Below are 19,909 nucleotides of genomic sequence, written 5' to 3'. Positions count from 1 at the left end.
AGGTCCGCGATGTTCGATTGGATGGTGTGGACCACGCCCGTGGCCGTCTTCTTCACTTGTGTGGTGCTGATGCTGGTCGGCATGACGGTGTGGGAGATCAAGTCGCCGACGACGCTGCGCAAGGGCTGGCTGCCGATGCGCACGACGCGCGGCGACCGGCTGTTCATCGGCCTGCTGACGGCCGCGTACATCAACCTGGCCTTCGTCGGCCTGGGCGCGAAGATGGCCGAATGGTTCCAGCTCGAGGCCGAACCCAGCGTCTGGATCAGCTTCATCGCGTCGATGCTGGTGCTGGGCCTGATCCTGCGCAAGGGATGATCGAGTAGTTCAAGCTTCAAGGAATTCGGCTTCCCCGTTCCCCCGGAGCCGCGATTCGTCCTCATGCAGGGGGAGATTCGACAGACACAGGAGACAAGCGTGAACAAGAGCAAGTATTCCGCGCTGGCCGTGGCCGCATTGCTGGCGTTGGGAGCAAACGCCGCGTGGGCCGGCGAGGCCGAGGCGAAGAAGTGGATCGACAGCGAATTCCAGCCGTCGACCCTGTCCAAGGACAAGCAGACGGCCGAGATGAAGTGGTTCATCGAGGCGGCCAAGAAGCTCCAGGCCAAGGGCGTGAAGGAGATCTCGGTGGTGTCCGAGACGCTGACCACGCACGAGTACGAGAGCAAGGTGCTGGCCAAGGCCTTCGCCGAGATCACCGGCATCACGGTCAAGCACGACCTGATCCAGGAAGGCGACGTCGTCGAGAAGCTGCAGACCTCGATGCAGTCGGGCAAGAGCATCTACGACGGCTGGATCTCCGACTCCGACCTGATCGGCACGCACTACCGGTACGGGAAGATCATGAATCTTTCCGACTACATGACCGGCGCGGGCAAGGAGTGGACGAACCCGGGCCTGGACCTGAAGGACTTCATCGGCACCAGCTTCACGACGGCGCCGGACGGCAAGCTCTACCAGCTGCCCGACCAGCAGTTCGCCAACCTGTACTGGTTCCGCGCCGACCTGTTCGCGCGCAAGGACCTGCAGGACAAGTTCAAGGCCAAGTACGGCTACGACCTGGGCGTGCCGCTGAACTGGAGCGCCTACGAGGACATCGCGGCCTTCTTCTCCAACGACGTGAAGACGCTGGACGGCAAGCCGATCTACGGCCACATGGACTACGGCAAGAAGGACCCCTCGCTGGGCTGGCGCTTCACCGACGCGTGGCTGTCGATGGCCGGCGCGGCGGACAAGGGCATCCCCAACGGCATGCCGGTCGACGAGTGGGGCATCCGCGTCGCCGACGACAAGTGCACGCCGGTGGGCGCCTCGGTGGCGCGCGGCGGCGCGACCAACTCGCCGGCGGCGGTCTACGCGCTGACCAAGTACGTCGACTGGATGAAGAAGTACGCGCCCAAGGAAGCGACCGGGATGACCTTCGGGGAATCGGGCCCCGGTGCCGGCGCAGGGCCAGATCGCGCAGCAGATCTTCTGGTACACGGCGTTCACGGCGGACATGGTCAAGCCGGGCCTGCCGGTGGTGAACGCGGACGGCACGCCGAAGTGGCGCATGGCGCCGGGGCCGAACGGGCCGTACTGGAAGGACGGCATGCAGAACGGCTACCAGGACGTGGGCAGCTGGACCTTCTTCAGCGGTCATGACGCCAACCGGACCGCGGCGGCCTGGCTGTACGCGCAGTTCGTGACGGCCAAGTCGGTGAGCTTGAAGAAGAGCATCCAGGGCCTGACCTTCATCCGCGACAGCGACATCCGCAGCGACTACTTCACCAAGAACGCCAACAAGTACGGCGGCCTGATCGAGTTCTACCGCTCGCCGGCGCGCGTGGCGTGGACGCCCACGGGCACGAACGTGCCGGACTATCCGAAGCTGGCGCAGCTGTGGTGGAAGAACGTGGCGCAGGCGGTGACCGGCGAGAAGACGCCGCAGGCCGCGATGGACACGCTGGCCGACGAGATGGACGCGGTGATGGCGCGGCTGGAGCGCGCCGGCATGGCCAAGTGCGCGCCCAAGCTCAACAAGAAGGAAGACCCGAAGAAGTGGCTGTCCGACAAGGGCGCGCCGTGGGCCAAGCTGGCCAACGAGAAGCCCAAGGGCGAGACCATCGCCTACGAGAAGCTGCTGAATGCGTGGAAGGACGGCAAGGTGCGGTGATCGCGCACCCGGGCTGAGACTCGATAGGGCCGTGCCGGTGGCACGGCCCTTTTCATTGCGCGTTTAAGACGGGCATAAGGCCCGCTCCGGGCGCCGTGCCACCATCGGCCCATGTTCAAGTCGCTCATGGACCTCTTCGACACGCTGGCGCCGGACGACGCGTTCGGTGGCTCGCGGGGCGGCGCGCCGTCGTTGCCGCTGGCGGCCGCGGTGCTGCTCGTCGAGGTGATGCGCTCCGACGCGGATTTCTCCGGCGTCGAGCGCTCGGCGGTGGGCAAGGCGCTCACCGTGCTGTTCGCGCTGTCCGAGGATGAGGCCGACGCGCTCACCGCGCAGGCCGAGCGCACCGCCCGCACGGCGTCCGACCTGTTCGCCTTCACCTCGCCGGTCGACGAGCGCTGGGACATGCCCGCGAAGCTGCGCCTGGTCGAACTGATGTGGGGCGTGGCCTACGCCGACGGCAAGCTCGGCGACATCGAGCGCCACACGATGTGGCGCATCGCCGACCTGCTGCACATCCCGCAAGGCGCCTACCACCACGCACGGATCCGCGCGAAGGCGGCGGCCGGCCTCGGCGAGGACGACTGACCCGCCACGCCGGCTGAATCGACCACCCGAAACGGAAAGGCCCTCCTGAGGAGGGCCTTCTTCGTGGGGACTCCGCGCGGTCGCGGGGTCAGCGTGCGTTCTGGAACACCACCCGTTCCGCCAGCTCGCGCGGCGCGCCCACGGTCCGGCGTTGGATGTGGTCCAGCACCTGGCCGGCACGCTCGCACGTGATGGGGGCGGGGCCGGCATTGCCGTCGGTCCACAGCTTGGAGAACGCGCCGGGGGCCGTGGCGCCGACCGTGCGGGTCACGACCTCGAGTTCCAGCGGCGTCGCTTGCGGCGCGCGGGCGCGCGTGGGGAGGGCTTCCCCCGCGGCGTCGGTCAGCCAGAGGGCTTCGAGTGCCATGGCGTCCTCCGGCAGCAGCCGGCGCGGCACGGGGGAGCCGGACAACCAGGACTGGCAGGTTTCGGCGCCCAGTGTCTGCGCGGCGGTCAGTTGCGCGCGCAGCACTTGCAGGTAGCGGCGGCGCAGGTCGCGCGATCCGTTCAGGAGCATCTCACGCACATTGGGGGCCAGCACGCTCTGTGCGGCGATCTGGGCCCCGGCGACGGCGTGCTCCGAATCACCCAGCGCGAGTTGCGCCGCGCGCATGCGGCCAGCGGCCTCGTCGATCAGGCCGGGGAAACGCTGGTCGAGCCGGAACCAGGCATCGCTGGCGCGCAGCGCGTTGACGTAGTCGCTCAGCGGCGCGTACTGGCCGGGCTTGTCGCCCTCGGGCAGGGCGACGTCCAGCGTCTTCGGCGGCGGTTGGATCAGCGAGTGACGCACCAGGTCGACGGGCGGCGGATACCACATGGTGCGCGACGGCGTGCTCAGCGTCTTCTGGATGAATTCCTCGGGCAGCTCCATGCGGCGATAGGTGCGCGCGAGTTCCTGGTTGGCGATCTCGTCGAAGGCCGGATTGAAGGTGCCGCTGCTGGCGCGGTGGAAGCCGAGCTGCGCGCCCGGCATCAGCTGGCGCTTGTTGCCGGCGAGGAAGACCAGCGTGCAGGCGCTCTCGCAATTGCCGATCGCGCGCGTGCCGACGCCGCGCTGGCGGATCAGCTGGACCATGCGTTCGGCTTCGGTCACGCGGCCGCCGGGCGAGGCGACCTCCAGCAGCCGCACGGCCGGCGAGGCTGCGAGCAGCGTGCCCAGCCGGCCGGCGTCCCCGGCGCCGATGGGGCCGTTGAGCTGCATCGTGCGGCCGTCGGTGCTGACGACCAGGCGCGCGTTGCCGATCGGGTCGATGCCGCGCGCGAGCTTCCACAGCTCGGGGAGTTCCCCGAACACGCCCAGCGCCAGCGAGAACGCGATCTGCAGGAACGACAACAGCAGGCACAGGCGGGCGAAACCGGAGATCAGGAAGGAGCCACCGGCGTCGACATACCCGCGCACCGAGCGCCAGGTGCCGACGGTGCTCCAGATCTCGACGAGGATCAGCAGCGGCCAGACGATCAGCAGCGCGATCGCGACGCCCTGCAGGCCGTCGCTCTTGGTGGCGAGCCAGGCGACCAGGCCCTGCACGCCGGCGGCGAGGGGCCAGGTCAGGAGGACGTGGTTGATCCAGAAGCTCTGGGCCAGGCTCTGCTCGCCGCGCCAGTGGCTGGCGATGTAGCCGATGAGCAGGCCTTCCCCGTCGGCCGGGGCGGGCCGGCTGCGCTCGACGGCGGTGCGGGACAGACGGTCATGCCAGGTGCGTCCCTCGGCGTCGACGCGCGCCCACAGGAAGCCGGCGAAGAGCGGGATCGCGGAGATCAGATACCCGACCCAGCGGATCACGGCCTGCACGGGGCTCGGACGACCGCCGCTGCGGGCGTCCACCACCTTGATGCCAGCGACGAGCTTGCCGGGCGTGGCGCCCTGCCAGGTCCAGAACGCGACGCAGACGATCAGCGGCAACAGCCAGTTGATGGCGATGGTGCCTGGCCGCAGATCGTTCCACTTCGACACGGGGTCGCCGTACACGGCCCACATCAACAAGGTACTCGCGGCGATCATCAAAACGCCGTCGATGACCATGGCCAGTGCGCGGGGCGCCAGGCCGACGGATTGGTTCGACATCCTCTTCTCTCCCTCCAGGGCGGGAAGTGTAAAGAGGGTGTGAACGGCTTCGTGCGTCAGCTCGACGACAGCGCGGGAGCTGTATTCATTCCGTCACAGGCATGAGGGTGGGCTTCCCCCTTTGGGAGGAGAGCAGGTCGTTCTCAGCGGCAGAGAGGTGGCGAGTCCCTCAGTCATCCCACAAGAAGCGCCGGTCCGGGTAGACCACGCTCTGCGAGGTGCGGACCACCACGCCGTTCTTGAAGTGGACGTTGAAGCGCAGCAGGTAGCCGTTCATCTCCGGCGGGATGTTCCAGTCCCAGACGTCCTCGCCGCTGAGCCTGAAGAACACGCGCTTGCGCTCCCGGCCGAGCATCCGCGTGACCTGATCGGTCGTCAGGCCCGGCACGATGCGGGCGCGGTTCGCCGCGGACAGGCCGTCCGTCGTGCCGACGAGGCGGTCCTGCGCGTCCAGACGGACCATGTAGCAGGTCTGGCCGAACGGCTGGGTCGCGTACTCCAGCGTGCGGCCGCCGTCGGCCTCGGGCCAGACACGCGTCGGGGCGCCGTAGTACTGCTGCACGTCGGCGCTGGTCGTCACGCCGGCCCTCATCCGCTCATCCTTCACCGGCGTCGCGCAGCCGCTGAGAGCGACGGTCGCCACCACGGCCATCGTCGTGGCGCACAGGGTGCCCAGGCTCGTCCATTCGCGCATCGTTGTCTCCTGCAAGGCGGAGCGGCCATTGTGCGGCGATCGGGGCAGCGCACAATCCGCGCCATGTCGAGATCGCACATCCGGAAGGCGCTTGAGAACGCCGCCCTCGTCGCCTTCGCCGTGGCCGCAGGGCCGTCGCAGGCGCAAACGCCAGCGTCCGCTCCGACGCCCGCGCCAGCCACCGTGGCAAGCGGCGCGCCGTGCGTGCTGCTGTTCGGCCAGGGCCGCAACTTCGATCCCGACCAGCCCGCCGCCAACCGCCGCTGGGACGAGGCCAACGGGGCCTTCAACCTCGCCGCGCGCGAGCCGCTCGTGGCCGCGGGCCTGCCGGTGGTGAACGTGGTGCTGCCGGTGTCCGCGACGGATGTGCCACGCAATCTGCAGGGACTGGTGGCGGAGGTGCAGCGGCGCGGCTGCACGCGGGTGTTGGAGACGGCGGTGTTCGCCGATGCGGCGCAGGGGCTGCTGATCGCGCGGCTGCGCGTCTATCCGGTGCTGGGGATGCTCGGGCCGCAGGCGGCCGGCAGCGTGCCGAGGATCGGCGCGGTGGCCTACACGCAGCAGAAGGAATTCGCGCTCGACGCGCGCGTGATGGATCGCGTGAACCCGTCCCGGCTGGGACGGGTCATGGCGGAGGAGGCGCTCGGCGCGCTCCGGTCTCAATGATTTCTGGACAGCCCCAGGACGGGGGAGAACAGGTACTCCTCGACCCGGCGTTCCTCAAGCACCAGATCCGCCTGCAGCGTCATGCCGGCACGTAACGCAGGTGCGGTTCAGCGGCCTTCTGGAAGTATCCCGATCGGATCTCAGTGCGAGTCGTTCATCACCTGCGGGTCGCTGCTCGGATAGAGGCTCTGCACGCTGCCAGGCGTGGAGAACAGCAGTACGACGCCTTTGGTGATGACTGCATCCGTCGGCATCGTCACCGCCACCTCGTTTTCATCATTGGCCGGGCAGAAATTGCTGGCGTTCATTCCTGGCGTGGAGCCAATGGTCTTGAAGGTCGCGCCGATCAGCAGCAACCCGGTCGTGTCGGCTTGGCCAAAGGTGCACGCGCCGGACGTTGTAGGAATGTGAATCTCGGAACCTTCAATGGGCTGGGTAGCCTCCCGATCCTTGAAGTACTTGCAGTCGGCGAAGTTGCCGTCCGTACTGATGTTCGCCTCGACGTACACGTTGTAGGACATTTTTTTCCTCCTTGGGGTTGATTGCCAGGATCAAGGGTGCGGCATGGCCGATCTGTCGCGTAGCAACCAAGCAGCGGCTCGCTTCACGTCATCCCGCTCTCCCTGACCCAGGCAGGATTGGGCCTCAACCCATGCCTGGGTAATCCTCTGATGAACCCGGATCGCCGCATCTATCTTCACGGTAGCGTCAAGAATCTGCTGACATGCGGCCTTGGTCGCTTCGCTCGGTGCTGGTCGCCGGGTCAACGATTCGACCATCATCCGCATACGACGCGTTTCGACATAACTGGTCAAGAAGCCCAGGTCCGTTGATCGGGACGGGAGCGTCGTATCCTGCACACGCGCCGCTTCATCAAGCGCCTCGAACGCACCTCCCGCGTCGCCAAGGCGGAGCAGTGATTGAGCCAACACATTGGACAGACTGCCAGTCAACTCCAGCAGCTTGTTCTTCGTATTTGCATTCGCAGCCCCCATCGCCTCGTTGACGCGGGTCAACAGCGCGCGGGCTTGTTCGGCCGACTCAGCGGGCACGAGCCTCGCAGCGCGGATCTCGAGATCGAATCCTTCGGAAATCAGCAGATTGATCCGCCACTGAAGGTTGGTCGGATCCTGCTGCTGAAGCGTGCGAAGAATTCCCAGGCCAAGTTTTGACTCTTGGGCGGCGGCGTCCTGGCTACCCAGGCGAGAGAGCGCGACCGCGTGCCAGCGGCGCACGATGGACTCGTGGTAACCCCACTTGTCGTCGCCCGGAGCCTTGGCGCGCACAGCGGCAATGATCTCGGCGCCGTCCGCATACATGCGCGCTGCAGCAGCATCCAGTCCCTGTTGAAGATAGACGCTGCCCAACCAGCTGAGACTGTCGGACAGATCTATCTGCGCGGCTGCGTCTGACTTGCTGCCATCTCCGAGACTGCGCCGCTTCAGTTCAATCGAACGCACAAAGTAGGTTGAGGCGCCAGGCAGGTCCACATTGAGCATTCGCGCCGATCCCAGGCTGTTGTAGGCATAGGAGAGCTCCATCAGGGCTTCTTTGTCGTCAGGCTGGACATTGAGCCAAGCCTGGGCGGCGTCGCGATAGGCCAGCCAGGCGGAGGTTGCCTTGTCGGTGTCGCGCGCGTAGTAATGGACATTGCCGACCCAGAATGCCGCAGCACCCTGTGCCCTGCGCCACTCTGCGGCAAGCGATGGCTCCGGGGGCGCGCCTTCAAGCAATCGTCGAGCGAGTTCCAAAGGCTCGAGCGCGCCCTTCAGGTCGCGTCGGGTGATCCGCACTTCGCCGAGCACCATCAGCGCCTTGGCCCTCTGCAGACGCTCGACGGGAGTAGCATTTGAATCCTGTGCAAGATAGGTGAGCGCTTTGCTGCCCACGCTATCCAGCAGTTCGAGTCTGCCGACAGGGCGCAACTTGTCTGCCAGTTCCCCGAGCATGTAGCTCAGCAGATCGTCCGCCTGTTGCCGCCGCTCCTGCGCCTGATGTTCGGCCCGCTCGGCACGCCGCGCCTGCAGCACGCTGAGCCCGGTCAGCGATACCATCGCCAGCACGGCCACGCTGCTGGCCGCCACGCTCCACCGATGGCGCCGGACGAACCGCCCCAACACATAGAGCCGCGTGTCAGGTCTTGCCGTGATCGGCTCATGCGCCAGCCAGTGCCGCAGGTCGACGGCCATCGACTCCGCGTTGGCATAGCGCTCGGACGGCTTCTTCTTCAGCGCCTTGCCGACAATCGTGTCCAGGTCGCCGCGCAGCAGCTTGGCCTGGCGCGCGATGACCGGGTCGAGCTGGTCGCTGGCCACCTCCGACAGCCGCTTGGGCACGAGCTCGACGACGGCGCGCAGCCGGTCGAGGTGGGTCTGCGTGTCGTCCGCCGTCGGATGGCGGCCGCCCAGCATCTGGTAGAGCAGCACGCCCAGCGCGTAGACGTCCGTCGCGGTCGTGACGTCGGCCTGCTGGACCTGCTCCGGCGCCGCGTACTGCGGCGTGAACGCGCTGCCGGCGCGCTGCGTGAGTTCCGTCGCCGCGCCCGAATGCGTGGCGTCGTCGAGCAGCTTGGCGATGCCGAAGTCCAGCAGCTTCACCTGCCCGTCGTGCGTGACCAGGATGTTGCTGGGCTTGAGGTCGCGGTGCAGGATCAGCCGCGAATGCGCGTGCGCCACCGCCGCCAGCACGTCGAGGAAGAGCTGGATGCGCGATTCGATGTCCAGCGCGTTGATCTGGCAGTGGCGGTCGATGGGCAGGCCGTCGACGTACTCCAGCACCAGGTAGGGCTGGTGCCCGTTGTGCACGCCCGCGTCGAGCAGCCGCGCGATGTTGGGATGCGAGAGCCGCGCAAGGATCTGTCCCTCGCGTTCGAAGCGCCCGCTGTCGCCCTTGCCGAACAGGCCGGACTTCAGGAACTTGACGGCGACCTGGCCCTCGAAGCGGCCGTCGGCCCGGCTCGCGAGCCACACCGCGCCCATGCCGCCCTGGCCGATCTCGCGCTCCAGCTCGTAGGGGCCGAGCGATTCGCCGCGCAAGTCCAGCGGCGGCACCGCGGACGGCACCGGTCCCTGCAGCGCCTCCGCAGCGGGCTGCTCGAGGAAGCCGTCGTCGTTCAGGGCCTCGTCGCGCGCGAGCAGCGCCTCGAGGTGCTCGGCCATGGCGACGTCGCCGGCCCGGATCTCCTCGAGCCGGCGGACGCGGTCCGGCCCCTCCAGGTCCAGGAGTTCGTCGAGCAGCGGACTCAGCGCGATCCAGCGCTGTTTATCGAGTGCGTCCATCGGTCGGGCGTCTTGTGTCGGTGAGGACGACGGGTCTCGGACCCGACCCGGGCGGGGGTCAGTCCTTGAGGCTCATCGAAAGCAGGATTCTCGCCTTCTGCCAGTCCCGCTGGACGGTCCTTTCGGTGACGCCGAGGGCTTCCGCGATTTCCTGCTCGAGCAGCCCGCCGAAGTAGCGCATCTCGACCACCTGCGCCAGGCGCGGATCGATCGTCGCCAGCTCCTCCAGCGCCTCATGCACACGCAGGATGCTGTCGTCGGATTGCGGCGTGCCTTCCACGACGGCGGTGTTCAGCGTCAGGTCCGGCTGGTTGCCGCCGCGGCGCTCGGCCTGGCGCGCGCGCACCAGGTCGATGACCACGTGGCGCATGGTGCGGGCCGCGTAGGCCAGGAAGTGCCGCCGGTCCGGGAAGGTCTGGCCCTGAGAACCGGCCAGCCGCAGCCAGGCCTCGTGCACCAGCGCAGTGGTGTCCAGCAGGGTCAGGTCTCCTGCCTGCCGGATGCGCTGCCGCGCCAGGCGCTGAAGGTCGCCGTACAGCTGCGCCACCACCTGGTCAGCGGCGGACCGGTCCCCTTGACCGGCGTCGTGCAGCAGTTCGGTGATGTCCTTCATGGAGCAGAACTCTAGCGGCCCCGTATGACCCTGTTACACAGGCGCGGGCGACGGATGACGCGATCAGCGCCATGGCGGCGTCAATTCAAGGGTTTCCACTGAGAAGATTTTTGTTAGCGGATGTCGGGATGGCCGCCGGGGATCCGTTTTAGATAGATGAGGACACGGCTTGGTCAATGTGGCAAGGGAGGCCGGCATGGATCGGGCTGCTTCAGCGGGTCGTGTCCTCACCCTCTTCATTCGCACCCGCGGAAGGCCGATCAAAGGCAAAGGCGCGGGCGTGACCCGTCTTCCGCCTGGAGCAGTTGCGCATGAGTCCGTCCACCGCCGCCGCAGCGCCCGCCGACGCCTTGGAGCAGGCCCCGGTCGGGCTCCTCAAGCCGACGCGCCAGACGCCGGCGCTGTGGGTGCCGCGGGTGGATTCGCTGGCCGAGTTCGGCCTCATGATCTCGCGCCAGCTGACACAGTGCCGCCGCTACGGCGGGCACCTGTCGGTGCTGTGGCTGGAGGCCGAGGCGGCGGCGACCGCGGCGCAGGCCATGGCCGGTGCCGACGATGTCGGTGAGGACGAGGACGAGGGCGAGGGCGAGGGCGCCCGGGAACGCGCCGCCGCGGCCGAGGTCCGGGACGGGCTGATGACGGCCGTGGGTCGTCGCGTGCGCAGCCGGGTGCGTGGGACCGACATGGTCCTGCAGGTGGGAGAGACCAGCTTCGCGGTGCTGCTGCTGGATGCCGGCGTCGCCGAGGCTCACCTGGTGCAGCACCGTCTGGAGACCGCGCTCAACGGGCCGTACGGCGTCGGTGCCGTGACGATGCAGGTGCGCCTGCAGATGGGCATGGCGTCCTTCCCGGAAGGCGGCGCGCGCGGCACCGATCTCGCGGAAAGCGCGCGCCAGGATCTGCGCCGGCGGATGCGCTGAGACCGGATCAGGATCCGGCGCCTCCGCCGTCGCGATCTCCCCCCGGTCAGAAATCCTGGCCGTAGACGATGAACCCCTTGTGTTCCGCGACGCGGTCATACAGCGCGCGACCGGCGGCATTGGTCGTGTGCGTCTGCCAGTAGAGGCGATGGCCGCCTCGCGCCTGGACGGCGGCCGTGACGGCCGCGATCAGCGCACGTCCGACGCCGCGGCCGCGGACGTCATCGGCGGTGAACAGGTCCTGCAGGTAGCAGGTGTCCTCGATCCGCGACGTGCTGCGATGGAAGAGGTAGTGCGTCAGGCCGACCAGCCGGCCGTCGAGTTCCGCGACGAAGGCGTGCACCGGCTCGCGCTCGTCGAAGAAGCGCGACCACGTGGACGCGGTGACGGCCTCGGGCAGGGCGGTCTCGCCCACGCGTCCGTAGAAGGCGTTGTAGCCGTCCCAGAGCGGACGCCAGGCGGCGAGGTCGGACGGAGCGATCGGACGGACGACGAGATCTGAGGACATGCGCGGTGAAGCTGAGGGCCGAGCCCGGGGTTGAAAAGGCCCGGATCATCAGCCCTGGTGTCCGCACGATCAAGCCGTCGCCGGCGCGCGGGGTGAGCGGACGTCTCAGCGCACCGGCGTGGTTGGCGCCTCGATCGCCTTCATCACCTCGCGCCACGGCACCAGCTTGAAGTTCTGCCGGCCCATCGGCCAGCGCTTGTGGCCGTCCTGGACGACGAGCAGGCCCTCGCCGTATTCGCCGCCGAGCGATGCCGAGGTCACGTCCAGGCCGTCCGTCTCCGACGCCGCGTCGATGCCGCGCGCCGGGTTCAGTCCGACGCGGAAGCGTCCCTTGACCGCGTGCGGCGCGTCGGCGTCGAGCACCACGTAGCTGTCGTTGCCCTGCGAGGACACCACCAGCCATGCGCCCGCCGCGCTGCGATGCACCGCCATGCCCTCGACGTCGGCATGCAGCACCTCGCCGACCGGCAGGATGAGCGTCGCGTCGCCGAGCCGGCCGTCCGCGTCCAGCGCCACGCGCCACAGGCCGCGCTTCTCCTCGCCGATGAACAGCTGCCGGCCGGGCTCGTCCGCGACGCAGCCTTCCGGCTGCGTCGCCAGCTTCATCGACGCCACCGTCTCCGACGTCCACACGCCGGCCTTGCGCGTCACGCGCATCTGCAGGAGCCGGCCATCCTTGTCGTTGACGAACACATCCAGCCCGCCCGCCGGATGGCGGGCGCTGCAGACGCCGTAGACCTCGTCCAGCCCCGTCGGCAGCTCGGCGAGCGTCGAGACCTTGCCCGCGCCGTCGATGCCGAAGAGCAGCACGCTGCGCTGGTCGCGCTGCGTCGCGACCGCGAGGTCCCAGGTGCGATCGCCGTCGCGCACGCGCTGGCGCAGGTCGACGTTGTTGACCCGGCCGACCGGCAGGAACTGCGTCTCGCGACCCTGCAGGTCGTAGACCGCGAGGCCGCGCTTCTTGTCGGTGCCCAGGATGCGGCTCCGGGACGGCCGGGTCGGATGGACCCAGATCGCCGGGTCGTCCGCCGCATCGCCGCCGCCGCGCACCGGCTCGGTCTGCGCCGAGGGCGTCGCGACCGGGATCACGGGACGCGGCTGCGCCGCGCGAGCGTCGAGCCAGAGCGCCATGTCCTGCGGCGCCAGACCGGGGGGCGACGAGCTCACGGCCCGCGCGCTCCGCATCCGCGACGAAGGCCCACAGGCCGACGCCAGCCTCGGCGACGTACAAGGTCGCCTCGTCGTCGCGCACCGTGCAAGCCTTGGCATCGGGGACCGTGGCGAGCTGACGCAACACCTGGCCCCTCGCGAAATCCTTGCCACCGTCCTTGCTGTTGCCGCTGCCGCTGCTGTTGCTCTTGGCGCTGCCCTGGCCCTGGTTCGACGGCCCCAGCACCCATTGCTCGGCCAACCCGTCGCTGCTCAGCAGGAACGCCTGCAGCGTCTGCTGCCGTGGCTCCAGGTACAGGCAGATGGCTTCCACATCGAAGGCGGGGCCATGCCAGTGCGCGCGTTCACGCAGCTGCCGATCGCCCACCTCGATCAGGCGCAGGGCGCCGGAATCGGCGTCCTGCAGCAGCGCGACCGTCGTCCCGTCCGCCAACTGGCGGCGATCCCAGCGCTTGGCCCGGACGCCGAACTCGTCCACCACCTGACCCTTGTCGTCGAGCAGGCGCAGCCCGCTCTTGCCGAGTTCGAGCGCCGCCTTCGGCGTCGCCGCGCCGGCGGAGAACCCCGCCACCGACAGCGTCGCGGCGAGTGCAGTGGACGCGAATGCGCGAATCGTCTTTGTCATCATCGTCATCCCGCGCCGCCGCCTCAGAACATCGCCAGCTTCAGGCTGAGCTTGTAGGCGCGGCCGTACTGTTCGTACTGGGTGTTGAAGGCCTTGCTGCCCTGGTACACGTAGTAGCGCTCGTTGCTCAGGTTGAGCGCTTCGAACTGGAGCTGCAGCTGCGGGGTCAGCTGCACGCGCATCGACGCGTCGATCTGGTTCTGCGTGTCGACCTTGCGGTCCTGGCGGGCGTCCAGCACGTCGCCGACTTCGAGCAGGTAGGGCGACTTGTGGTTCAGCGCGATCCGCGCGCCGAAGGCCGGCGACTCCCACCCCAGGCTCAGGTTGACGCTGCGGTCGGACTGGCTCGGCAGCGCGATGCGGCGGCTGACGAACTGGCCGGCGTCGTAGCCGCCGATGGTCGCGCGCGACTTCACGAAGCTGCCGTTCGCGCCGATCACCAGGCCGTTCCACGGGGCGGGCAGGATGCTCAACGCCTGGCTCCAGGAGAGCTCCACGCCGCGCACGGTCGCGTCGCCGCCGTTGGCGAAGGCCTCGACATGGCTGAAGTCCTCCCAGCCCGTCGTGCCCGCCAGGTCGGTCTGGAACGCGAAGTCGCGGATCTTCTTGTGGAAGACGTAGGCCGACATCGCGCCGTCGCGGCCCAGGCGCTGCTCCAGGCCCAGGTCCAGGTTGCGCGCCCGCAGCGGCTTGAGCAGCGGGTTGCCGATGGTGGCCTCGTCGCCGTCGACGGTCACGCCGGGGCTCAACTGCCCGAAGGCCGGCCGCACCACCGAATGCGTCAGCGCCGCGCGCAGCACCAGGCCCTCGTTCAACTTCTGGCGCAGCAGCACCGCCGGCAGCCAATGGCGCGAGCGCGTCTCCTCGTGCACCGGGCTCAGCACGCCGTCCTTCCAGGCGGTGCCGTCGGCGGTGAAGCGCACGCGCTCGTGGCGCACGCCGACCAGCCATTGCGTGCCGCCGCTCTCCAGCGTCGCCTGCAGGTAGCCGGCGTCGGTGCGTTCCTTCATGCCGTAGTCGTTGACCGTCGAATCGACTTCGTCGCGGAACGCGTTCAGGTCGTAGCCGCCGTACAGGCCGCGCAGCTTGCCGACATCGATGCCGGGGCCGAACGAGGTCCACGGATAGTCGACCGGGCCGCCGCCGACATAGCCGCCCAGGCCCAGCTGCGACGAGGGCACGTTGTACGGCGCCTTCTTCAGCAGCTTGGCGCTGGGCGCGTAGGTCTCCTGCTCGTTGTCCTTGTCGCGACGGGTCGCCTTCAGGCCGGTCTTGAGGTCGAGGTCCCAGCCGCCGAGGTCGAACTCGCGCTGCACGTCCGCCTTCAGGTGGCGCACGCGGTCGGTGGCGCTGCTCTTCTCGATCTTGGCCTTGTTGAAGGCATACCGCGACGGGTCGTTCAGGCCCGTGACGGCCGTGGGCATCGGCTTGACCGTGTCCGTGTAGCCCAGGCCGGAGAAGTCCGCCGTGAACGAGGAGGAGGCCAGCGTGTCGGGCTTGTTCTCGCTGGCGCGACCGGCGCCGGCCTCGGCCCAGAACTTCCAGTCGCCGCGCGACAGCTCGGTGCCGAGCACCACGGCGCTGGACTTGTTGATCTCCTTGCGCGCCTTCAGGCCGCGGCTGACGGTGCCTTCGCCGGTCTCGCCGGGGGCCTGCGGCTCCTCGAACTCGACGGCGACCGACTGCCGGCTTTCCTGGTCGGTGAACCTGCTGGTGAAGCTGCGCAGGTAGAAGAGCGACGCGTCGTCAGGCTTGAAGTCGAGGTTCAGCGCGGCGCCGACGCGCTCGCGGGTGATGGTGTAGCGGCGCAGCTCGAAGCTGTTGAGCTTCTCGCCGTCCCGAATCCCCGCCGGTCTCGACGTTGTCGCTGGCGAAGCGGCGCTGGTCGCCGGACAGCGCCATCGCCACGCCCAGCGTGCCGCCGGCGAAGCGGTCGGCGAAGGCCACCGAGCCGCGCGGCTTGGTCTTGGACGCATTGGCGTCGTAGTTGCCGCCGAGCTCCATCGTGAAGAGCCGTCCCGGCTGGTCGAAGGCGCTCAGCGTGCGCACGGTCACCGTGCCGCCGAGCGAGTTGGCGTCCTGGTCCGGCGTCAGCGTCTTCTGCACCTCGAGCGACCGGATCAGGCCGGCCGGCACCAGGTCCAGGCCGGGCGCGCGGCGGTCGGACTCCGAGGCCGGCGTCAGCGCGCCGTTGATGTTGACGGCGTTGTAGTCCGGGCCCAGGCCGCGGACGCGGATGAAGCGGCCTTCGCCCTGGTCGCGCTCGACCGAGACGCCCGGCATGCGGGCCAGCGCCTCGGCGGCGTTGTTGTCGGGCAACTGGCCGATGCCGTCGGCGTGCACGACGTTGACGATGCCCGAGGCGGCGGTCTGCTTGTCGAGCGCGGAGCGCAGCGACGCGGCCTGGCCGACGGTGACGACGGTCTCGAGCTGCTTCGCCTCGGGCGTCGAGTCCTTGGCGTTCTTCTTCGCATCGGCCTTCGCATCGGCCTTCGCGTCGGACGTCGCCTCGGCCTTCGATGCGGTCCTGGCGTCGTTCTTCGGGTCCTGCGTCTGCTGGGCCAGGGCCGGCGCGGCGGCGAAGAGGCTGGACAGGCAGAGGGCGAGCAGGGTAGGGCGGGGAGGCGTGCGCATGGTCGGGGGTCGGTGAGTCACGGATGGCGACGCACGTTAGGAACCGCGGATGGCGGGTCCGTGACAGCGCGCGATTCTCGTGTCGTGCCGGCCCGGACGGCTCCGTCGCGGGGGCGCGGTGAGCCGATCCGACCCCCTGGTGGCGCGCAGGCGACGTCAGAGCCGCCGGATCATGGCCCTCAGCCTGTCGATGATCTCGTCGGATTGCTCGTCGATGAACTCGGACGCTCGCTGGTACCAGCGGCGCTTCCTGGGTGCTTCGGGCTGCCGGTCGTCGGTCGCTGGGACCGGTCGCATCGCGACCTCGGGAATCGGTGCCGTCGCATTGCCGTCGCCGGGGGCGGGCGTGGACGTGGTCCTTTCGGGAGGGCGACCCTCTGCCGACGGCTTGATCTCCGTCGTCCCCGCCGGCACCTTGCGAGACAAGGGGCGGAGATTGCAGGTCTTCGCCGGCTCGTTGCCGGGGACCCGCACGTTGCCCATTTCCCCGAAGGTCCTGCCCGGTTGCACGGGGACCGGGGCGTCGATCATGCAGTGCGAGCGGTCCACCCGCCAGAAGCGGTTCTGGACGAAGGACAGGTCGTCGATCGTGGTGCTGGCCTTGTCGTCGCCGGTGACAGGCTGGGTGACGCTCACGGCAGTGCCGACCAGGTCATTCGTCTTGACGATGGTTCGCTTGGTCGGACGTTTCCCCTCGGCGTCTGGCACCAGCTGCAGCGGGACGCCCTCAAGCGTGTTCCCGGTGATGTGCGTGTCCTGCGGCGCCTCGATCAGGAGCGGCAGCCCGGTGGTGGCCGCGTCGCCGTCGACGGCGAAACGGTTGTCCATCAGGGACAGGTCCTGAACGTTCCTCAGCTGGGCCACCTGGCCCGCGGGGCCGACCTCGCCGCCGCGCGAACCGTTCACCGAGACGTCATTCCTGGTGATCTGCCCCCGCGGGTGCCGTCGACATGAAGGGCAACGGTGAAGTAACCCTGAGGCTGGCCTGCGTCGGGCACCATCCCGTCAATGGCGGCCAGCCACGTCATCCGCTTGGCGAGCTTCAGCGTGCGGGCGTCGACGACGGCCAGACGCTTCATCCCTGCGGTCGAGCTCGCGTCGCCGCTGCCGAGCAGATTGCCCGAAATGAGCGCTCCGCGACCGCCGTAGTCGGCGATGCCGCGGCCTGCATGGTCCGGCTCACGCCACAGCACGTTGCCCACGATCCTGTCCGCCCCGTGGGTCCAGATCTGCGGTTGTTCGGACGCAGTATTGCGAAAGCCGTTGTAGCGGGCCACGCTGGTGCCGGCGTGCGTGAAGTTGATGGCGATGTTGTCCAGGACCAGGCCCTCGACCAGGATGTTGTTGGCACTGTGAAAGGTCTGATCGATGGAAGACGTCTTCCCGGCCGGATTGACGAAGTGCGTGACCCCGGACCGGCTGCCCACCAGCACGTTGCCGCTGCGCAGCCAGAGGTGCCCCGACACGAGGTAGCGGCCCGTCGGGAAGTACAGGCCGGTGTCTTTGTCGGCCAGGCGTTCCAGCGCGGCACGGATGTTGTCGCCCTGGTCAGCCCCCGAATCGGCCATCACGCCCTCGTTGAGCGCGCACACCACCTGGTAGGGCGCTTCGAGGATGGGCATCGGCTCGTTGCCGCACATCACCATCGGCGGTGGGAGCGTCGTGACGACCGTGACGGATCGGGGAGGCAAGGCGGTCGACAGGGCGGAAACGGTCAATGGCGCCAGCAGCGCGGCGGCGATCGGGGTGAGGGACAGGACGCGGTTCGGCAAGAGGTTCTCCGGTTGACGTGGCGGGGCCACGGAGGCCGGTGAGTGGCGTTGGCCGGGCGTTCGTGAGCCGAAACGACCCCGTCCCCGCCGTGTGACAACGGCTGTCACACACGCCGCCTAGCATCGCGCGCCATGAAAGTCGTGCTGCCTCGCCCGCCGCTGGTGCTCGCTCCGGTCGCGGGCTCGCGTCATTTCGGCCATGCGCTGCTGCTGGCCATGGCGGGCATCACCTGGGCCTTCGGTTATTGGGCCGTGGCCAAGCCGATGGCGATCTGGCGCTGGATCGACCTTGTCAGCGAGACCTCGATCGTCGCGATGCTGGCGCTGTGGCTCGTCCAGCTGCGCGCGAGCCGGCCTGCGGGCCGCGTGACGACCTGGCTGTGCCTGGGCCTGTCGGGGATGCTGCTGGGCGGCTGGGCCGACCTGATGGACGAGTTCTGGAAGTTCCCGCGCGAGTTCACGCTGCTGATGGGGATGGAGTCGACCTTCCACGTCATCGGCATGACGGGCCTGACCTTCGGCCTGCACCTGTGGCGGCAGGAGCAGCTCGCGCTGAATGCGCTGCGCGCCGGGCGCGAGCGGGGCTATCGCGAACACACGCAGATCGACGGCCTGACGCAACTCGGCGACGGCGCCTACCTGCTGGATCAGATCCGCCGCCAGCAAGACCTGGCACGAGCGTCGAACGCGACGTCGGCGGGCACGGCGGCGGTGGGCACCACGCTGGTCATGCTGGGCTGGTTGGACCTGTCCACGCTCGCGCGCCAGCACGGGCTGGCCGAAGCCGACCGGCTGCTGCAGGCCACCGGCCCGCTGTTGCTGCTGCAGTTGCGTGGCGGCGACCTGCTGTGCCGCTATGCGGCCGACCGCTTCGTGGCCGTGTTGCCGGACGCCGATTCGGCGCTGCCGGGCGATCTGCTGGGGGCCTTGTCCTCCCATGTGCATCCGTGCGCCGACGGACGCACGCGGGCGCGGCTGAGCGCCCGCATGGCCAGCGCCGCGCTGGATCCGCAGGAAGACGCGGAGACGCAGCTGCTGCGCCTGCTGGAGCGGCTGCGGTGAGGCTCGTCGCGGACGAAGCCGACGCCGCTGCCAGCGCCGCGGTGGGCGCGGTCGCAGCGACCGGCGCAACCGGCGCGACCGCTGCGTCCGACGATGCGCTGGCCGCGTTGCGTCAGGCCTTGCCGACGCGCGCCGTGCCGCATCACGGCGCGGACCGCGCCTTCATCCCGTGGGCCTACCAGGGCGCGCTGCTGGCCGAGTTCGCCCGGAGCCGCGCGTTCGAACCGCAGGAATGGCTGGGCCGTTGCGGGGTGGTGCCGGGGCAGGTGTTGTCGCCTCGGCAACTGCTGTCGATGCTGGCCGCGCTGCAGCCGCTGGCGCGCGACGTCGGGTTCGTCGTCGGCCAGTTGAGCCTGCCGGGGCATTACGGCCTCGCCAGCCAGGCGATGCAGCAGGCCGGCGACCTGGGCCAGGCGCTGCGCGTGCTGTGCGACTGGCCGGCACGTCTGTCGCCGCTGCTCACGCCTCGGCTGGTCGAGACCTCGGACGAACTGCTGCTCGTCTGGACCGAATCCTGCGGCGCGCCGGCCAGCCTGCAGCCCTTGCTCGTGGACATGCAGATGAGCGCCGTCGTCGCGATGGCGCAATGGCTGGGCGGCGGGCAGGCGCTGCCCTGGTCCTTCAGCTTCAACCGCACGCGCCCGCGGGAGCTCTCGCAGCACGCGGCCTACCTCGGCAGCGATCTCCGCTTCGGTTGCCAGGTGGATGCGATGCGCCTGCCCCTGGCGGCGGCGACCGCGCCCTGGCCCGCGGCAGTCCCCGGCCGACCGGCCATGGCGGCCAGCGCGCTGGCGCAGGGCGCGGATCCGGAAGCCGCCTCGCGCGGCCAGCTCGCGGCGCTCTACGACCACCTGCTGGCCGAGGTCGGCGGCGATCCGTCGCTGGAACGCAGCGCGCGGCGTTTCGGCGTCAGCCCGGCGACGCTGAAGCGCCAGCTGGCCCAGCTCGGCACCCACCACCAGGCGCAGCTGGACCAGGTCCGCGCGCATGCGGCGCTCTACCTCATGCTGATGCGCGGCCAGCGCGGCGAGGCGGTGGCGCGCTCGCTGGGCTTCACCGACAAGAGCAACTTCCGGCGTTCATTCAAGCGCTGGACGGGGATGACGCCGGGATTGCTCTGAGCGGCGCGATCCACGGACTTCCGAAGCCGCGAAGGCTG

The 19,909-nt window shown here is 69.1% G+C and carries 18 protein-coding genes and 1 pseudogene; 8 read left to right on the top strand and 11 right to left on the bottom strand.

What is annotated here, in order from left to right; all coding sequences use genetic code 11:
* Positions 1–9: 9 nt before the first annotated feature.
* From ACFJIX_RS06190 to ACFJIX_RS06180, 3 genes and pseudogenes are all read left to right on the top strand, one after another.
* Entirely contained in the window at positions 10–318 is a 309-nt protein-coding gene (locus ACFJIX_RS06190) for a DUF2160 domain-containing protein (protein WP_377158493.1), read from the top strand.
* 63 nt (positions 319–381) lie between these two features.
* A pseudogene (locus ACFJIX_RS06185) lies at positions 382–2,155 on the top strand (ABC transporter substrate-binding protein).
* A 111-nt stretch (positions 2,156–2,266) separates the two neighbouring features.
* On the top strand, positions 2,267–2,743 hold the full coding sequence (locus ACFJIX_RS06180) for a TerB family tellurite resistance protein (RefSeq protein ID WP_377158491.1): 477 nt from the start codon (positions 2,267–2,269) through the stop codon (positions 2,741–2,743).
* A gap of 88 nt (positions 2,744–2,831) precedes the next feature.
* Here the strand turns inward: ACFJIX_RS06180 and ACFJIX_RS06175 are convergent, their stop codons facing one another.
* Both ACFJIX_RS06175 and ACFJIX_RS06170 read right to left on the bottom strand, forming a co-directional pair.
* Positions 2,832–4,808: an RDD family protein gene (locus ACFJIX_RS06175; RefSeq protein WP_377158489.1), complete on the bottom strand. Its 1,977-nt coding sequence runs from the start codon at positions 4,806–4,808 to the stop codon at positions 2,832–2,834.
* 169 nt (positions 4,809–4,977) lie between these two features.
* Entirely contained in the window at positions 4,978–5,502 is a 525-nt protein-coding gene (locus ACFJIX_RS06170) for an outer membrane protein assembly factor BamE (protein WP_377158488.1), read from the bottom strand.
* A gap of 63 nt (positions 5,503–5,565) precedes the next feature.
* On the opposite strand from ACFJIX_RS06170, the gene ACFJIX_RS06165 reads away from it, so the two are divergent.
* Positions 5,566–6,168 (top strand): hypothetical protein, encoded by a 603-nt coding sequence (locus tag ACFJIX_RS06165; RefSeq protein ID WP_377158487.1) that lies wholly within the window; start codon positions 5,566–5,568, stop codon positions 6,166–6,168.
* 140 nt (positions 6,169–6,308) lie between these two features.
* On the opposite strand, the gene ACFJIX_RS06160 is transcribed toward ACFJIX_RS06165, so the two are convergent.
* From ACFJIX_RS06160 to ACFJIX_RS06150, 3 genes are read right to left on the bottom strand one after another with little or no spacing between them, the layout of a single operon-like run.
* Positions 6,309–6,689, bottom strand: coding sequence for a hypothetical protein (locus ACFJIX_RS06160; RefSeq protein WP_377158485.1), 381 nt, complete (start codon positions 6,687–6,689; stop codon positions 6,309–6,311).
* Positions 6,690–6,719: 30 nt separating this feature from the next.
* Positions 6,720–9,446, bottom strand: a complete 2,727-nt coding sequence (locus ACFJIX_RS06155) for a serine/threonine protein kinase (protein WP_377158484.1) — start codon at positions 9,444–9,446, stop codon at positions 6,720–6,722.
* Positions 9,447–9,504: 58 nt separating this feature from the next.
* Entirely contained in the window at positions 9,505–10,059 is a 555-nt protein-coding gene (locus tag ACFJIX_RS06150) for an ECF-type sigma factor (protein WP_377158483.1), read from the bottom strand.
* Between the two features lie 311 nt (positions 10,060–10,370).
* Here ACFJIX_RS06150 and ACFJIX_RS06145 point away from each other — a divergent pair, with 311 nt between their 5' ends.
* On the top strand, positions 10,371–10,979 hold the full coding sequence (locus ACFJIX_RS06145; protein ID WP_377158482.1) for a diguanylate cyclase domain-containing protein: 609 nt from the start codon (positions 10,371–10,373) through the stop codon (positions 10,977–10,979).
* 46 nt (positions 10,980–11,025) lie between these two features.
* On the opposite strand, the gene ACFJIX_RS06140 is transcribed toward ACFJIX_RS06145, so the two are convergent.
* Complete coding sequence (locus tag ACFJIX_RS06140; protein ID WP_377158480.1) at positions 11,026–11,487, bottom strand: GNAT family N-acetyltransferase; 462 nt, start codon at positions 11,485–11,487, stop codon at positions 11,026–11,028.
* 105 nt (positions 11,488–11,592) lie between these two features.
* Complete coding sequence (locus tag ACFJIX_RS06135) at positions 11,593–12,654, bottom strand: phytase (RefSeq protein ID WP_377158479.1); 1,062 nt, start codon at positions 12,652–12,654, stop codon at positions 11,593–11,595.
* On the opposite strand from ACFJIX_RS06135, the gene ACFJIX_RS06130 reads away from it, so the two are divergent.
* On the top strand, positions 12,617–13,339 hold the full coding sequence (locus tag ACFJIX_RS06130) for a hypothetical protein (RefSeq protein WP_377158478.1): 723 nt from the start codon (positions 12,617–12,619) through the stop codon (positions 13,337–13,339). The two genes, ACFJIX_RS06135 and ACFJIX_RS06130, sit on opposite strands and share 38 nt — an antisense overlap.
* On the opposite strand, the gene ACFJIX_RS06125 is transcribed toward ACFJIX_RS06130, so the two are convergent.
* The 4 genes from ACFJIX_RS06125 to ACFJIX_RS06110 form a co-directional block, all read right to left on the bottom strand.
* The gene (locus tag ACFJIX_RS06125; protein ID WP_377161638.1) at positions 13,306–15,051 is read right to left on the bottom strand and encodes a TonB-dependent receptor; all 1,746 of its coding nucleotides are present in this window, start codon (positions 15,049–15,051) and stop codon (positions 13,306–13,308) included. The two genes, ACFJIX_RS06130 and ACFJIX_RS06125, sit on opposite strands and share 34 nt — an antisense overlap.
* Entirely contained in the window at positions 15,029–15,916 is an 888-nt protein-coding gene (locus ACFJIX_RS06120) for a TonB-dependent receptor plug domain-containing protein (RefSeq protein ID WP_377158476.1), read from the bottom strand. The genes ACFJIX_RS06125 and ACFJIX_RS06120 overlap by 23 nt, the downstream gene beginning before the upstream one ends.
* A gap of 156 nt (positions 15,917–16,072) precedes the next feature.
* Complete coding sequence (locus ACFJIX_RS06115; protein ID WP_377158475.1) at positions 16,073–16,822, bottom strand: hypothetical protein; 750 nt, start codon at positions 16,820–16,822, stop codon at positions 16,073–16,075.
* The gene (locus tag ACFJIX_RS06110; RefSeq protein ID WP_377158473.1) at positions 16,819–17,688 is read right to left on the bottom strand and encodes a hypothetical protein; all 870 of its coding nucleotides are present in this window, start codon (positions 17,686–17,688) and stop codon (positions 16,819–16,821) included. Before ACFJIX_RS06110 ends, ACFJIX_RS06115 begins: the two co-directional genes overlap by 4 nt.
* A gap of 132 nt (positions 17,689–17,820) precedes the next feature.
* Here ACFJIX_RS06110 and ACFJIX_RS06105 point away from each other — a divergent pair, with 132 nt between their 5' ends.
* Positions 17,821–18,750 carry a GGDEF domain-containing protein gene (locus ACFJIX_RS06105; protein WP_377158472.1) on the top strand — a complete coding sequence of 310 codons (930 nt, stop codon included), beginning with the start codon at positions 17,821–17,823 and terminating at the stop codon, positions 18,748–18,750.
* Positions 18,747–19,871 carry an AraC family transcriptional regulator ligand-binding domain-containing protein gene (locus ACFJIX_RS06100; protein WP_377158470.1) on the top strand — a complete coding sequence of 375 codons (1,125 nt, stop codon included), beginning with the start codon at positions 18,747–18,749 and terminating at the stop codon, positions 19,869–19,871. Before ACFJIX_RS06105 ends, ACFJIX_RS06100 begins: the two co-directional genes overlap by 4 nt.
* Positions 19,872–19,909 lie beyond the last annotated feature (38 nt).

The organism is Roseateles sp. UC29_93 (assembly GCF_042695725.1).
GTDB lineage: Bacteria > Pseudomonadota > Gammaproteobacteria > Burkholderiales > Burkholderiaceae_C > Roseateles > Roseateles noduli_A.
This window is presented reverse-complemented; position numbering and strand designations above follow the sequence as displayed.

Coding starts and splice junctions, on each gene's coding strand:
- ACFJIX_RS06175 (WP_377158489.1), bottom strand. CDS start 4,808: ATGTCGAACCAATCCGTCGGCCTGGCGCCCCGCGCACTGGCCATGGTC.
- ACFJIX_RS06155 (WP_377158484.1), bottom strand. CDS start 9,446: ATGGACGCACTCGATAAACAGCGCTGGATCGCGCTGAGTCCGCTGCTC.
- ACFJIX_RS06180 (WP_377158491.1), top strand. CDS start 2,267: ATGTTCAAGTCGCTCATGGACCTCTTCGACACGCTGGCGCCGGACGAC.
- ACFJIX_RS06160 (WP_377158485.1), bottom strand. CDS start 6,689: ATGTCCTACAACGTGTACGTCGAGGCGAACATCAGTACGGACGGCAAC.
- ACFJIX_RS06170 (WP_377158488.1), bottom strand. CDS start 5,502: ATGCGCGAATGGACGAGCCTGGGCACCCTGTGCGCCACGACGATGGCC.
- ACFJIX_RS06165 (WP_377158487.1), top strand. CDS start 5,566: ATGTCGAGATCGCACATCCGGAAGGCGCTTGAGAACGCCGCCCTCGTC.
- ACFJIX_RS06140 (WP_377158480.1), bottom strand. CDS start 11,487: ATGTCCTCAGATCTCGTCGTCCGTCCGATCGCTCCGTCCGACCTCGCC.
- ACFJIX_RS06130 (WP_377158478.1), top strand. CDS start 12,617: ATGTCCTGCGGCGCCAGACCGGGGGGCGACGAGCTCACGGCCCGCGCG.
- ACFJIX_RS06190 (WP_377158493.1), top strand. CDS start 10: ATGTTCGATTGGATGGTGTGGACCACGCCCGTGGCCGTCTTCTTCACT.
- ACFJIX_RS06105 (WP_377158472.1), top strand. CDS start 17,821: ATGAAAGTCGTGCTGCCTCGCCCGCCGCTGGTGCTCGCTCCGGTCGCG.
- ACFJIX_RS06120 (WP_377158476.1), bottom strand. CDS start 15,916: ATGCGCACGCCTCCCCGCCCTACCCTGCTCGCCCTCTGCCTGTCCAGC.
- ACFJIX_RS06150 (WP_377158483.1), bottom strand. CDS start 10,059: ATGAAGGACATCACCGAACTGCTGCACGACGCCGGTCAAGGGGACCGG.
- ACFJIX_RS06145 (WP_377158482.1), top strand. CDS start 10,371: ATGAGTCCGTCCACCGCCGCCGCAGCGCCCGCCGACGCCTTGGAGCAG.